This window comes from Azospirillum sp. INR13, assembly GCF_015390205.1.
GTDB lineage: Bacteria > Pseudomonadota > Alphaproteobacteria > Azospirillales > Azospirillaceae > Azospirillum.
Genome location: NZ_VUOI01000009.1, coordinates 81,101 through 93,877, shown reverse-complemented (window position 1 = coordinate 93,877; position 12,777 = coordinate 81,101). Strand labels below are relative to the sequence as shown.

12 protein-coding genes and 1 pseudogene are annotated in these 12,777 nt (G+C 70.9%); 3 read left to right on the top strand and 10 right to left on the bottom strand.

Translation table 11 applies throughout. From position 1 onward, the window contains the following. Position 1: 1 nt before the first annotated feature. Positions 2-346 (bottom strand): hypothetical protein, encoded by a 345-nt coding sequence (locus F1643_RS09885; protein ID WP_194912877.1) that lies wholly within the window; start codon positions 344-346, stop codon positions 2-4. A gap of 116 nt (positions 347-462) precedes the next feature. Here F1643_RS09885 and F1643_RS09880 point away from each other — a divergent pair, with 116 nt between their 5' ends. Then, positions 463-1,584 carry a DNA topoisomerase IB gene (locus tag F1643_RS09880; RefSeq protein WP_194912876.1) on the top strand — a complete coding sequence of 374 codons (1,122 nt, stop codon included), beginning with the start codon at positions 463-465 and terminating at the stop codon, positions 1,582-1,584. Positions 1,585-1,610: 26 nt separating this feature from the next. On the opposite strand, the gene F1643_RS09875 is transcribed toward F1643_RS09880, so the two are convergent. After that, the gene (locus tag F1643_RS09875; protein WP_194912873.1) at positions 1,611-3,605 is read right to left on the bottom strand and encodes a PP2C family protein-serine/threonine phosphatase; all 1,995 of its coding nucleotides are present in this window, start codon (positions 3,603-3,605) and stop codon (positions 1,611-1,613) included. Positions 3,606-3,905: 300 nt separating this feature from the next. On the opposite strand from F1643_RS09875, the gene F1643_RS09870 reads away from it, so the two are divergent. Next, positions 3,906-4,280 (top strand): hypothetical protein, encoded by a 375-nt coding sequence (locus F1643_RS09870; protein WP_149226757.1) that lies wholly within the window; start codon positions 3,906-3,908, stop codon positions 4,278-4,280. A gap of 9 nt (positions 4,281-4,289) precedes the next feature. Here the strand turns inward: F1643_RS09870 and F1643_RS09865 are convergent, their stop codons facing one another. The 3 genes and pseudogenes from F1643_RS09865 to wrbA form a co-directional block, all read right to left on the bottom strand. Continuing rightward, positions 4,290-4,664: a hypothetical protein gene (locus F1643_RS09865; RefSeq protein WP_149226759.1), complete on the bottom strand. Its 375-nt coding sequence runs from the start codon at positions 4,662-4,664 to the stop codon at positions 4,290-4,292. 60 nt (positions 4,665-4,724) lie between these two features. Continuing rightward, a pseudogene (locus F1643_RS09860) lies at positions 4,725-5,691 on the bottom strand (glutathione S-transferase family protein). A gap of 35 nt (positions 5,692-5,726) precedes the next feature. Continuing rightward, the gene (gene wrbA, locus F1643_RS09855) at positions 5,727-6,278 is read right to left on the bottom strand and encodes an NAD(P)H:quinone oxidoreductase (protein ID WP_206692426.1); all 552 of its coding nucleotides are present in this window, start codon (positions 6,276-6,278) and stop codon (positions 5,727-5,729) included. Between the two features lie 194 nt (positions 6,279-6,472). On the opposite strand from wrbA, the gene F1643_RS09850 reads away from it, so the two are divergent. Then, the gene (locus F1643_RS09850; RefSeq protein WP_194912871.1) at positions 6,473-7,423 is read left to right on the top strand and encodes a LysR family transcriptional regulator; all 951 of its coding nucleotides are present in this window, start codon (positions 6,473-6,475) and stop codon (positions 7,421-7,423) included. A gap of 62 nt (positions 7,424-7,485) precedes the next feature. Here the strand turns inward: F1643_RS09850 and F1643_RS09845 are convergent, their stop codons facing one another. The 5 genes from F1643_RS09845 to F1643_RS09825 form a co-directional block, all read right to left on the bottom strand. Further along, the gene (locus F1643_RS09845) at positions 7,486-7,839 is read right to left on the bottom strand and encodes a hypothetical protein (protein ID WP_255542603.1); all 354 of its coding nucleotides are present in this window, start codon (positions 7,837-7,839) and stop codon (positions 7,486-7,488) included. A gap of 207 nt (positions 7,840-8,046) precedes the next feature. Then, entirely contained in the window at positions 8,047-8,817 is a 771-nt protein-coding gene (locus F1643_RS09840; RefSeq protein WP_194912869.1) for a hypothetical protein, read from the bottom strand. A gap of 2 nt (positions 8,818-8,819) precedes the next feature. Continuing rightward, complete coding sequence (locus tag F1643_RS24660; protein ID WP_194912867.1) at positions 8,820-9,305, bottom strand: alpha/beta hydrolase; 486 nt, start codon at positions 9,303-9,305, stop codon at positions 8,820-8,822. Then, on the bottom strand, positions 9,254-10,465 hold the full coding sequence (locus tag F1643_RS09830) for an alpha/beta fold hydrolase (protein ID WP_194912865.1): 1,212 nt from the start codon (positions 10,463-10,465) through the stop codon (positions 9,254-9,256). Before F1643_RS09830 ends, F1643_RS24660 begins: the two co-directional genes overlap by 52 nt. An 8-nt stretch (positions 10,466-10,473) precedes the next feature. Further along, positions 10,474-12,771, bottom strand: a complete 2,298-nt coding sequence (locus tag F1643_RS09825) for a serine/threonine-protein kinase (RefSeq protein ID WP_194912864.1) — start codon at positions 12,769-12,771, stop codon at positions 10,474-10,476. Positions 12,772-12,777: the final 6 nt, after the last annotated feature.

Sequence of the window (12,777 nt, the reverse complement as noted above, 5' to 3'; positions counted from 1 at the left end):
TCTAGCGGCGCTCAGCCATCTTCAACCAGGGCGCCCAGGCCTGCCGCACCATCTCGCCCCACAGCCGCATCGGCGCCATCCACATCTCGGCCATGCCGGCGGCGGACGCCATCGGATTGGCGCCGAACGGGTGGGCTCCCGGCTTTCCTCCTGCGGGTCCCGCCAGCAGGAGCGGGTTCATCAGCGCGGGCGCGAGCAGCCCGGCGACCGCGTCGAAGGACGGGGTGGCGCGGAACTGGATGGCGATCACCTCCGCCCCGTCCTCACCGGCCTCGCGGTGGCGGATCTGGATTTCCAGGTTCGGCAGATGGGCGGTCAGGGTCGTCTCGTCCGGCTTGTTGTCCATGCTCGCGGCTCCCTTCTGGATCTGGCGGTCCGAGGATAGGGTTTTTGCAACTGCGAAGAAACCCTCTCCGAAGGAGGTAGCGGCAACCAACGCCCGTTCCGGCCGTTGATGCCCATATGGACAGCACCATCCCTCCGTCCGATACGGACAGCCCCTCGCCCGAACAGGAAGCCGCCTGCGCCGGGCTGACCTACAGTTCCGACGATACCCCCGGCATCCGCCGGCGGCGTTACGGCAAAGGCTTCCGCTTCCTGTGGCCCGATGGCGCCCAGGTGACGGAGGAGGAGACGCTGGCACGGATCCGCAAACTGGCGATCCCGCCCGCCTACCGCGACGTCTGGATCTGCCCCGACCCCGATGGCCATCTCCAGGCCACCGGCCGCGACGCCAAGGGGCGCAAGCAGTACCGCTACCACCGCCGCTGGACCGAACTGCGCGAGGGCACCAAGTTCGGCCGCATGCTGGACTTCTGCCGGGCGCTGCCCGCCCTCCGCGAACGGGTGGCCGCCGATCTCGGCCGGCGCGGCCTGCCGCGGGAGAAGGTGCTGGCCGCGGTGGTTCGGCTGCTGGAAACCACCCTGATCCGCGTCGGCAACGAGACCTACGCCCGCGAGAACCAGAGCTACGGCCTGACCACGCTGCGCGACGGCCACACCGAAATCGAGGGCTCCGAGGTCCGCTTTTCCTTCAAGGGCAAGTCGGGCAAGGAATGGAACGTCGCGCTGCGCGACCGCCGGCTCGCCCGCGTCGTCGCCGCCTGCCGCGACGTGGCCGGCGACGAGCTGTTCCAGTATCTGGAGTCGGATGGCCAGCGCCATGCCGTGACATCGGGCGACGTCAACGCCTACCTGCGCGAGGCGACCGGTGCCGATTTCACCGCCAAGGATTTCCGCACCTGGGCCGGCACCGTGCTGGCGGCGATGGCGCTCGGGGAGTTCGAGGCGTTCGACAGCGCGACCGGCGCCAAGCGCAACGTCACCCGCGCCATCGAACAGGTGGCCACCCGCCTGGGCAACACCCCCAGCGTCTGCCGCAAGAGCTACGTCCATCCCGAGATCCTGGACGCCTATCTGGAAGGCGACCTTCTGGAGTCGTTGAAGCGGGAGGTGGAGGCGGAACTGCGCGACGAACTGGCGGGGTTGAGTGGGGAGGAGGCCGCCGTGCTGGCCTTTCTGCGCGAAAGGCTGGAGCGGGAGACGGCGGCACGGGCGCGGGAGGGCGCGAGGGGGAAGAGGTAGGGGGTGGGGGCAACCGCCGCGACACCTCAAACCGCCTCCACCGCCTCCATCACCGGCAGCAGCCGCCGCATCGCCAGGCACACCAGATCCCCGGCGACCGCACCCTCCGCGGCATGGGCCTGGACGCTGCGCAGCACCAGCTCGGCACGGTCGCGGGCCGACATGCCGCGGCTGTGAGCCAAGGCGGCGGCAAGGCGCTCCTCGCCGAAGGGCTCGCGCTGTCCATCCACGGATTGCAGTACGCCGTCGGTGCACAGGAACAGCGTTTCGTCCTGGTTCAGCACCGTGGTCGCCTCGCCGTAAGGGGCGCCGCGGCGGATGCCCAGCGCCGGGCCGCCGGCGGCGGACAGGAACTCCACCCCGCCCTCGGCGGTGATGCGGCAGGCGCCGCGGTGGCCGGCGGCGGCATGGACCAGCGTACCGGCCACACGATCGTAGATGGCGACGAAGGCGGTGGCGAAGCCGTTGAAGGGGCTCTCGCCGCACAGCCGCTCGTTGGCGCCCGTCAGGATGGCGGCCGGGCCGACGCCCGGGCGGGCGGTCTCGCGGATGGCGGCGCGCACCATCAGCATCAGGAAGGCCGCCGGCACGCCGCCGCCCGACACCCCGGCGGCGACCAGCAGGCTGTGCCGCTCGTCCAGCTCGACCACGTCGTAGAAGTCGCCGCTGACGGCATGACCGGGCACCAGCGTGCCGAAGAACTGGCTGTCGCGGCCGACCGGCAGCTGGCGCGGCAGCAGGTTGGCCTGCACGTCGCGGGCGGCGCGCTGCTCCTCCTCGATCAGCTGTTCGGCGGCGGCCAGCTTCTCGCTCTTGGTCTCCAGCTCCGCCCCGCGCATGACCAGCTGGGCGTCCAGGGTCTCCTCGCGCGCCGTCGCCTCCATCGCCATGCGGCGGAAGACGCGGGACAGCCGGCCGAATTCGTCGTCGCGATCCGCCGCCTCGTTGAGGCTGAGCGGGTTGAAACGCCCGGCCTCCACCGCCTTGACCGCCTCGCTCAGCCGTTCCACCGGCGCCATCTGGTCGCGGGCGAAACGCATGCTGAGATAGACGCCCAGCGCCAGCACGAATACGCCGACCAGCCCGCCGATCTTCAGCTGCCGGCCCAGCATCGCCCCCGGTTCGGTGTAGGGAACGCGCACGGCCGCAACCGCAGGCAGGCCGGCCGCGGCGGCATTGGCCCCAACATTGGCAGCGGCATAGCGGATGGGCGCAAGAGCCAGCAGCCCGTCGCCCGACTCGCGCACGGTCACCTCGCCGGCGGTCGCCGCCGCCTTGGCCGCGGCGGTGTCGGCATCGGACAGCGGACCGCCCGATCCGTTGGACACCACGGCACCGCGTGCCAGCACCCGGCCGTCGCGGTCGAGCAGCCAGGCCGCCTCCACCGCGCGGGTGGCGATCAGCCCATCGATCGCTCCCTCGGCCCCCGATTTGCGCAGCAGGTCGCCCAGTCGCCGCATGTCGGCGCCGACCTGGACAATGCGCGGCCGGTCGACGCCGGTCACGCCGGCGAACTTCATCAGCCGCCCGCTTTCCATCGCCGGCTCCGACGCCAGCGACGCGGGCGAGCGGTTCAGCAGGCCGCTGTAGGCGCCGTGGCGCGGCCCGCCCTTGGCATCCTGGCCGAAGACCGGATCGGGACCGGGCACATTGTGCAGATAGGCCCGGCCGCGGTTGTCGGTGATCCACATCTCGTCCGGGCCGCCCGACTCGGCGATCTGCTTCAGCCGGTCGTTGATGGCCTTGGGCGGCAGCTTCGCCGTTTCCGCCAGCGCCACCAGATGGGCGGTCAGCGTCGCTTCCGACAGCAGCCGTTCGGACAGCATGGCATCGACCTCGCGCGGGAGGTCGCCGGCCTGGGCGGCGCCACGGGCGAGCAGGCCGGCGGTCAGCCGCGCCTCCGCCTCGATCCGCTCGGTCAGCACCGCGCGCGTGGTGAATGCCATCGTCGTGGTGACCACCACCACCGCCAGCAGCACCAGACCGGTGACCAGCAGGATCAAACGCTGTTGGAACGTCATGGGATTGCGCCCGCCCCCTCTGGCTGAAGCAAATGGCCGAAGCCATGGCCGATGGGACCGCTTCTACCGGTCCGGGGCACGCAAGTCCAGTTGCCGGGCCGCCGCACCGGTCATGGTCACGCCGGCCGCGGGCGGGGTGAAGCGGCCGGATGCGCAAGATTCCACCGCAGGCGCGACATTATCTCTTTCGTAACCACATGGTCCGTAAGACGGAAGGACCGCGGACGGTTTCGCGCCGCGGTCCTGTGCTCTTTCAAATCCGCCACCACTCAACCGCCACCACTCAACCGGTGCATGCCCATGCCGCTCAACGTTCTGGAAGTCGCCGTCTACGCGATGGTCCTCACCGCCAGCCAGCCCAGCTCCTTCGAGTGCGTGGCCGTGAAGCCGGAGGGCGTCAATTGCACCAACGGCCTGTCGGCGAAGCAGGACGGGCCGAACCTACTGTTCAGCACCGGCATCCAGGTGATCAAGGACAATCAGGGCCGGGTGCGGCTCAGCAACGGGCTGCAGACGCGCTTCGACAGCTCCGCCTGGGTGGAATTCCAGGACACCGGCAAGAAGCCGGTGGTCAGCGTCCGCAAGACCGGCCCGCTGCGTTTCAAGTTCTCCAACGGCTTCCAGTGCGAAGCGATGGGCAACCCGGAAGACATGGCCCGCTGCCACAAGCCCTGACGGCTTTCCCTACCGGTTGATGCCGCGGCGCTCCATCTCGTCCTCGATGGCGCGGCGGTTCTGCCGGATCTGGCGCTGTTCCTCGCCCAGCCGGTCATACTGGTTGCGCAGGTCGCGGTCGGAATAGTCGCCATAGGCGTTGCCGCGGCGGTTGCCCGCCGAGTTCCCTGACGAGCCTTCATAGCGGCGCCCGTCGCGGTTCATCTCGCGGTCCTCGGCCGTGCGGTCCTGCGGATAATTGTTCGGGTTGACGGCGCGGTTCAGCTGGTCGAGCGCCCCGCCCCACCCGTTCTGCGACTGGCCGCTCTGCGATTGGCCGCTCTGGGCCAGGGCCGGCGAGGAAAGGGCCAGGACGGCCGCGGCCGCGAGAATGATTGTACGCATCGGACGAACTCCCTCATGCGGTTGTCGTTTCCTTCTGACAACCGCCGGGGAGCCGATCCGTCACGCCGCCAGCGGTTCCGGTCCCAAATCGCCCCGTCCGTGCGGCGCGTCGAGATCCAGCTCCGGCCCCTTCGGCACGATGCCGGTGGGGTTGATGGTGGCGTGGCTGCCGTAATAGTGACGCTTGATGTGGTCGAAATTCACCGTCTCGGCCACTCCCGGCACCTGATGGAGGTCGCGCAGATAGCCCGACAGGTGGGGATAGTCGGCGATCCGCCGCTTGTTGCACTTGAAATGCCCGACATAGACCGCATCGAAGCGGACCAGTGTGGTGAACAGGCGCCAATCGGCCTCGGTCAGCCGGTTGCCGACCAGCCAGCGCCGGGTCTCCAGCTTGGCGTCGATGCCGTCCAGCGCCGCGAACAGGGCGTCGAAAGCGGCCTCGTACTTGTCCTGGGACGTGGCGAAGCCGGCCTTGTAGACGCCGTTGTTGACGGCGTCATAGACGAAGGCGTTCTCCCGGTCGATCTCCTCCACCAGATCCGGCGGGCAGAAATCGGTGCGCATGTCGGTGAAGGCGTCGAACTCGCGGTTGAGCATGCGGATGATCTCCGCCGACTCGTTGTTGACGATGCTGCCGGTCATTTTGTCCCACAGCACCGGGACGGTGACCCGGCCGCTGTAGCCGGGCTTGGCCTGAAGATAGACCTCATAGAGGCGGCGGGCGCCGGTCACCGGTTCCGGCTCGGCGAAGGTCCAGCCTTCCGACAGCATCAGCGGATCGACCACGCTGACGCCGATCACCTCGTCCAGCCGCTTCAGCTTGCGGAAGATCAGCGTGCGGTGCGCCCAGGGGCAGGCGAGCGACACCATCAGGTGATAGCGCCCGGCCTCCGCCGCATAAGGGGTGGAGCCGTCGGCCGACACCCGGTCGCGGAACTGCGCCCTCCGTCCGGACGAACGCGCCGCCGGATTTCTTGGTGTCGTACCATTGGTCTTGCCATTGTCCGTCGATCAGCAGGCCCACGGCTCACTCCCCCTCTTTTCAGCGTCTACCTGTCGTCAACCGTGCAGCTTCGCCGCGATCTCGGCGACATGGCGGCCCTGGAAGCGGGCGCCGTCCAGTTCGACCGCGCTCGGCCGGCGCGAGCCGTCGCCGCCGGCGATGGTGCTGGCGCCGTAGGGCGAGTTGCCCATCACTTCCGAAACGCCCATCTGGCCCTGGAAGGAATAAGGCAGGCCGACGATCACCATGCCCAGGTGAAGCAGCACGGTGTGGGTGCTGAGGATGGTGCTCTCCTGCCCGCCATGCTGGGTGGCGGTGGAGGTGAAGGCCGCACCGACCTTGCCGACCAGCGCACCCTTGGCCCACAGGCCGCCGGTCTGGTCGAGGAAGTTCTTCATCTGCGAGGCCATGTTGCCGTAGCGGGTCGGCGTGCCGATGACGATGGCGTCATACTGGACCAACTCGTCCACCGTGGCGACGGGGATGTCGCTCTCGTCCTTGTAATGGGCGGACTGGCGGACCGCTTCCGGCACCAGTTCGGGCACGCGCTTCACCGCCACCTCGGTCCCGGCGACGGAGCGGGCGCCTTCGGCCACCGCCTGCGCCATCTCCGACACATGGCCCCAGCTGCTGTAATAGAGGACCAGAAACCTTCGCCATCGTCGCCACTCCCTGTTCGGTTGGTGAATTGGCTCGCCGCGACCGGTGACGGCCCGGCGGTGACACCAGAAATAGGGCGCGGCGGCCTTTCCGGTAATGCCGGATCTTGGCACCTCATTGTTTCCGGGTGTACAACAATGCCATGGATCGCCTCGACGACATGCTCGCCTTCATCAAGGTGGTGGACACCAAGAGCTTCACCGCCGCCGCCGACCGGCTCAATTTGTCGAAGTCGGTGGTCTCCCGCCGCATCGGCGAGCTGGAGAACAGGCTCGGCGCGCGGCTGCTGAACCGCACCACCCGCAAGCTCAGCCTGACCGAGGTCGGACAGGCCTATTACGAGCGCTGCACCCGCATCCTCGCCGACCTGGAGGAGGCGGAGCAGGCGGTCGCCGACCTGCACGCCGCTCCGCGCGGCCGGCTGCGGCTGAACGCGCCGGTCAGCTTCGGCATCATGCATCTGGCCCCGGCGGTGGCGGAATTCCTGGAACGCTATCCGGCCATCGAGATCGACATGGACCTGAACGACCGTACGGTCGATCTGGTGGACGAGGGATACGATCTGGCGGTCCGCATCGGGCGGCTGCGCGACAGTTCGCTGATCGCCCGGCGGCTGGCCCCGGCCCGCATCGCGCTGTGCGCCAGCCCGGCCTATCTGCAAAAGCACGGAGTGCCGGAAACGCCGGACGATCTCGCCCGCCACAGCTGCCTGCTCTACACCAACGTGCCGACGCCCGACGTCTGGCAGTTCACGGTCGATGGCGAGACGTGCAACGTCCGGGTCTCGGGCCCGATCCGCAGCAACAACGGCGACCTGCTGCGCGAAGCGGCGATGTCCGGCGTCGGCTTCATCATGTCGCCGACCTTCCTATGCGGACAGGCGCTGTCGCGCGGCGAGCTGGTCAGCGTGCTGCACCGGCACATCCCGTCGGAACTGTCGGTCAACGCGGTCTATCCGCAGAACCGCCACCTGTCGCCGAAGGTGCGGGTGTTCGTCGATTTCCTGGTCCAACGCTTCGGCCCGCGCCCCTATTGGGACTGCGCGCTGCTCGACACGCTGCCGCAGGAGATGAGGCCGCAGGAGGCCGGCTGAAGCAGCCCCTTTACGACGAAATCCTTATGACGGAGAATTCGGCCGGCGGCGGGAGCGCAGGTTCAGCGCGGTGATGAAGTTCGGCTGCTGGCCGACCACCGGACCCTGGGAAACCGGCTTCTTCGCGGCGGTCGACAGGAAGCCGCCGACCCGGCCGCGCAGCTCGACCGCATGGTGGGCCGCCTCGTCCGCGCTTTCCGCCACCTGACGGCGGACCGACGGTCCAGCGTGTTGAAGGCGCGGGAGGCGAATTCGAAGGCCGGCTGCGACTTGGTGGCGATCACCTGACGCAGAGCCTTGGACACCAGCACCGTGTCGAGACCGCCCGGCCCCTCCACCCCGTCCAGCACGTCGGCGAGGATGCCGATGGCCTGGATGGTGCCGTTGTCGTCCAGGGAAAGGTCGTGAGCGTCCATACGGGTCTTCCGATCGTCTCAAGCGGTACGGGTCTCGCCCCTGAGGACACCCGGGTTGCACCTGCGGAATCATAGTGTTTGCACCGGCGTCTGGCAATGGACGCCCGCGGGGGACGGCGGTGAAATCGTTAAGACCCGGCTTGTCCCGATCCCAGCGATACCGGAAACGCGGCCCGCAGCGACGGCCACAGCGCCGCCCAGTCGCCGTCATGCTCCATCTCCGGCACCACCCGCACCGGCGCGCCGACACGGGTCCCGAAGCCCGCGCACCACCTCCGGCGGCACCACCCGGTCGTTGCTCCCGGCGATGTGCCATTGCGGCACCAGGGCCAGCCGTCCGGTCTCCCGTGCCGGGTCGAGCGAGCCGGTCAGCGGCGTCAGCCGCTTCGCCGCCGCCCAGGCCGCGAGGTCGAGCGGCGCCACCACCGTCACCAGCGCGGCCACGTCGCTGCGCCGCGCCGCCAGCAGCGCCGCCGCCACCCCGCCGCCGGAATAGCCGACCAGCACCAGCCGGTCCGCCCCGCTCTGCCGCTTCGCCTCGTCCAGCGCACGGCCGAGGGCGCCGATCACCTCCGGCGCGAAGCGGTGGGAGGTCCAGATGCGGGTGGAGCAGGCGGCGTCGGTCGCCACCCCGCCATACTGGCAGGGCCGGCCGAGATAGAGCAGACGCGGCGCCGGGTCGGTCAGCGCCAGCGCCAGCGCCACCGGGTTGAAGGGGGTCGGGTCGCGCGACGGCTCGGTCGGGCTGTTCCAGGCATGGCCGTCACCCTCGATATAGACCACCAGCGGCCCCGCCCCGCCGGAACGCAGCCAGCCGGCCAGGGTGAAGGGCGCCGCCGCGAAGCGCCGCGGCAGCAGGCCGGCGGCCCCGGCGGCCTCGTCCACCGCCGCCACCCGCTCCCGAGGAATTGCGGCGCAGCCGGCAGGCAGCAGCAGCAGCGCGGCGGCAAGAACGGCCCGCAAAAGGCGGGGGGCCATCGTCACGGCGCCGGCAGCCGGGTGGCGAAGGTCGGCGGCAGCAGCCGTTCGACGCAGGCCCCGGCATCGCCGGTGGTCAGCGTCTCGACGAAGCGGGCGGCGGCGGATCGGCCGCAGGGGCTGACGCCCAGCACGTCATGGCCGATGCCGCGGAAGGACATCAGCGTCGCCCGGCGCAGGCTGCGCCCCATCGCCTCGGCGCGCGCCGGGGCGGTGAAGGTGTCATAGGCGCCGGTCAGGATCAGCGCCGGCACGTCGGACTCCACCGGCCGGTAGAAGGACGCATCCACCGGCGGCAGGTTCAGCACCGGACAGGCGGCGTCGTAATCGGTCTCCACCGCGTCGGCCACCACATGGGGGCGCAGATCGGCCGCGGCGCGCCGGGCGGCGGCGGCATCGATGCGCGGACGGTTTTCCCGGCATCCCACCGTCAGGTTCAGCCCATAGGCGAGCTTGTCCAGCACGCCCCAGATGGCCGGCGGCACCACCAGCGACAGCGCCGCCGCATCCTCCAGCCGCCCCGCCCCTCGCTCCCCACCCCGCCGGCCCGCATGACGGCGCGGTCGAGACGGTCGAGCAGGGCCGGCATCACCACCATCCCGTCCGCGCTGCCCAGCCGCAGCGCCAGCACAGTCGCCAGCATCGGCCAGGACAGCTGCAGGCCGCTCTCCCGCCCGGTACCGGGATGGCGCAGGCGAAGCTCCAGCGACCGCCGTTCCAGCGCCGCCGACAGCCGCTCCACCGCCTGTCCCAGTTGCGGGAAGGCGCGGGCACAATCGGGCTGAGCGGCGCAATCCTCCACCATGCGGCGGTACGCCTGCCGGATGGCGGTCAAGCGGTCGAGGTCGAGCCAAGTCGCATCCACCGCCGCCGGGGAGTTCAGCACGAGGCTGCGCACCGCCGCCCCGTCGGCGCGCAGCAGCGCCTGGGCCAGCACCCCGCCATAGGAGGTCGCGATGACGTTCCAGCGCTCCACCCCCAGCGCGCCGCGCAGCGCCCGCAGGTCGGCGGCACTCTGTCCGCTGTCGAAATCCTCCAGCCGGTAGCCGGCGCGGCGCGGCGGATCGAGGCAGGCGAGGGCATCTTCCGCCGTCACGCCGCCGAACCAATAGCGTAGCGGGTCCAGCGCCGGGCAGCGCAAGGACGGCGCCGACCGGCCGGTGCCGCGCTGGTCCACCAGGATGACGTCACGGGTGGCGCGCATCGGCGCCAGCATCGCCGCGGTGCCGCGCGGATCGTCGCTGCCGCCCTGCCCCGGCCCGCCGGCCAGCACAACTACCGGATCGGCGGCGGGCGCGCCGTTCAGCGCCGGCAGCACCATCACGAACAGGTCGAGCGGCGGGCTGTCCGACCGCTGCCAGTCCGACGGCACCCGCAGGCTGTGGCAGCGCGGCGCCGGGCCGTCCGGCACGCCCGCCGGACATGGCACTTCGGTAAGCGCCGGTCGCGGGGCGGGCGCCGGGGTGGGGATTGCGACCGGAACGGCGCCCGGCATGGCAATGGGTGGCGGCGATTCCGCGATCACGACTGGCGGCGGCCCCTTGGGTCCGGCCAGCCAGTCGATGCCGATCCCCAGAAACCCGCCCGCCAGCGCACAGAGCGCCAGTGCGCCGCCGATGACGGCGAGACGCCGACCGCCGCTGACCATCGGCCGGGCTACTCGGCCACGGTGGTGAAGAAGGCGGACTGGACGACGACGGTCCCCTTCGCCTCGGCCTTGGCGATGGCCGCGCGCAGGGTCGCCAGATAGGCGCCGGCAGGCTCCACCTCCTCACGCTCGGCCGGGAACAGCGGCTCGCGCGTCACCAGCGCCAGGATCATCGCCGGGCCATAGGGCGGCGCGATGGTGTAGACGCGGTCGCTGGCCGACTTCGCGACCCCCAGCGTGACGGGCCGGCCGGCATCGACGCGGTCGTCGCGGCGCAGGCGCATCGGCACCATGTGGATCGCGTTGCCTTCGATGTCGATGTAATCGACGGTCAGGTAGCCGGACATGCCGGGAGTCACCGTGACCTCCAGCTTTTCGCCCTGGCGATAGACCATCGACGGACGATTGAGGCCCAGCCCCAGCGCATCGGCCCCCTGCCCCTCCGCCCGGGCCGGCAGCCCGGCGACGCCCAGCGCCTCGCACAGCGGCCAAGGGCGGACGGCGACGCGGGCATCGATGTCGACGCCACTCGGCAGGCCGGTGATCGCCGCCTTCAGCGCGCCGGCATCGGCGTCGCTGCCGACATAGCCGCCGATCCGAAGGCCCTTGCCGGTCTCCACCGCCTTGACGCCGGAGCAAGTGAAGCCGCCCGCCGCGGCCTCCACCCTCTTGCGCGCCTCGGCCGGCGTGATCGTCGGAACAGGCGGAGCGGCCGGAACCGCGGCCGGCACGACCTGGGCCGGTGCGGGGGGTGGCGTAGGTGCGGGCGGCGCGACGGTCTGGACGGCCGGGGTGACCGGCGGCGGCGGCACGGGCGCGGCGGGAGCCGGCGCCTCCGCCTTCACGGGCTCCGCAGGCGTTGGGGATGGGGATGGGGATGGCGCCGGAGTGGTGGGCGCACCCAGTGGCGCCGTCGTCATGGCCGGCGGCGGGGCGGCGGGAGTTGCCGGAGCGGGAGTTGCGGGAGCCGCGGCCTCCTTCACCGGCGCCTGCGCCGTCGATTGTTGCGCCGACGATTGGGCCGGCGGCTGCGACTGTCCGAACAGCAGGAAACCGGCGACGCCGGCCGCCACCAAACCGCCGACGCCACCGGCGATCAGCCCGACCGGCGCCTTCTTCCTCGGCACGGCCGGCGCCTGGGCGGTCTTCGCCGGCCTCTCGGCCGCCACCGGCTTCGGCTTCTCCTCCGTCGCCGGGGTCGCGGCCGGGAAGGGGGTGGCGTCGAAGGGCGTGATCTCCGCCGGGCGGCGGGTCAGCGCGCCGACCAGTTCCGTCATCGTCCTGGCGCGGTTCTGCGGGTCGGGTTCCAGCATGGAGCACAGGACCCCGCGCAGCGGCTCGTCCAGCGCCGACAGGTCGGGCACCGACATGCGCCGCTCGATCATCGCCTGCGGCGTGCGGCCCATGTCCAGCGGCCGGCCGAGTGCTGCCGCGGCCAGCACCAGACCGGCGCTGTAGATGTCCGACTGCGGCCCGACCTGCCCGCCGAACAGCCCGAACTGCTCGGGCGAGGCATAGCCGTACTTGCCGGCGAAGGCGTCGCCGATGACGGTCCCCGCCCCGCCGGCGGTCTGCTTGGCGATGCCGAAATCGATGATCTTGGCGTTGGCGATCTGGCGGCCGGGCAGGATGACGTTGTCGGTCGACATGTCGCGGTGGACGATGCCGCGCTGGTGCGCCGCCGCCAGCCCCGAGGCGATGCGGTCGAGCAGGATGGCGACGTCGTCCGGGTCCAGCGGCCCGCCCTGCAGCACCTCCTGCAGCGATGGCCCGTCCAGATACTCCATCGACAGCAGGATCCGGCCATACTCGTCGCGGAAGACGCCGTCGTAGGACACGACCGCCTCGTGCCGGATCTCGCGCAGCGCCGCCGCCTCGCGCCGCAGAAGCTCGACCATCTTGGCATCCTGCGCCAGTTCAGGCCGGATCACCTTCACCGCATGCCAGGTGTTCATGTCGACATGGCGGGCGCGGTGCACCTCGCCCATGCCGCCGCGGGCGATCAGCCCCGCCACCTCGTAGGTGTGGCTCAGCAGGGAGCCCGGCCCGATGGGCGCCGGCGACGCCCGTCCTCCCGCCGCGTCCACGCCGGAGACGGACGCCGCAGTGACCGAGGTCGATGCAACCGAAGATGCGGTCACCAACGGTTCGGGGTCCGGGGTGGCAGCAGCCGGCGGCGTGGTCAGCCTCGTCGCCTCGGCATCCACCCCCTGCCCTTCGGTCCCGGTCGCGGCCGGCAGGATGGCAGTCGGCTCGTGGCCGGCGGCGCCACGGTCGTCGGAAGTCTCGTCGGGGGTCTGGGCCATGGCGGG

Bases quoted from the DNA above. Each gene is read 5' to 3' on its own strand.
- F1643_RS09825 (WP_194912864.1), bottom strand. From the start codon at position 12,771: ATGGCCCAGACCCCCGACGAGACTTCCGACGACCGTGGCGCCGCCGGC.
- F1643_RS09870 (WP_149226757.1), top strand. From the start codon at position 3,906: ATGCCGCTCAACGTTCTGGAAGTCGCCGTCTACGCGATGGTCCTCACC.
- F1643_RS09840 (WP_194912869.1), bottom strand. From the start codon at position 8,817: ATGGCCCCCCGCCTTTTGCGGGCCGTTCTTGCCGCCGCGCTGCTGCTG.
- F1643_RS09880 (WP_194912876.1), top strand. From the start codon at position 463: ATGGACAGCACCATCCCTCCGTCCGATACGGACAGCCCCTCGCCCGAA.
- F1643_RS09850 (WP_194912871.1), top strand. From the start codon at position 6,473: ATGGATCGCCTCGACGACATGCTCGCCTTCATCAAGGTGGTGGACACC.
- F1643_RS09845 (WP_255542603.1), bottom strand. From the start codon at position 7,839: ATGGACGCTCACGACCTTTCCCTGGACGACAACGGCACCATCCAGGCC.
- F1643_RS09885 (WP_194912877.1), bottom strand. From the start codon at position 346: ATGGACAACAAGCCGGACGAGACGACCCTGACCGCCCATCTGCCGAAC.
- wrbA (WP_206692426.1), bottom strand. From the start codon at position 6,278: ATGGCGCAGGCGGTGGCCGAAGGCGCCCGCTCCGTCGCCGGGACCGAG.
- F1643_RS09830 (WP_194912865.1), bottom strand. From the start codon at position 10,465: ATGGTCAGCGGCGGTCGGCGTCTCGCCGTCATCGGCGGCGCACTGGCG.
- F1643_RS09875 (WP_194912873.1), bottom strand. From the start codon at position 3,605: ATGACGTTCCAACAGCGTTTGATCCTGCTGGTCACCGGTCTGGTGCTG.
- F1643_RS09865 (WP_149226759.1), bottom strand. From the start codon at position 4,664: ATGCGTACAATCATTCTCGCGGCCGCGGCCGTCCTGGCCCTTTCCTCG.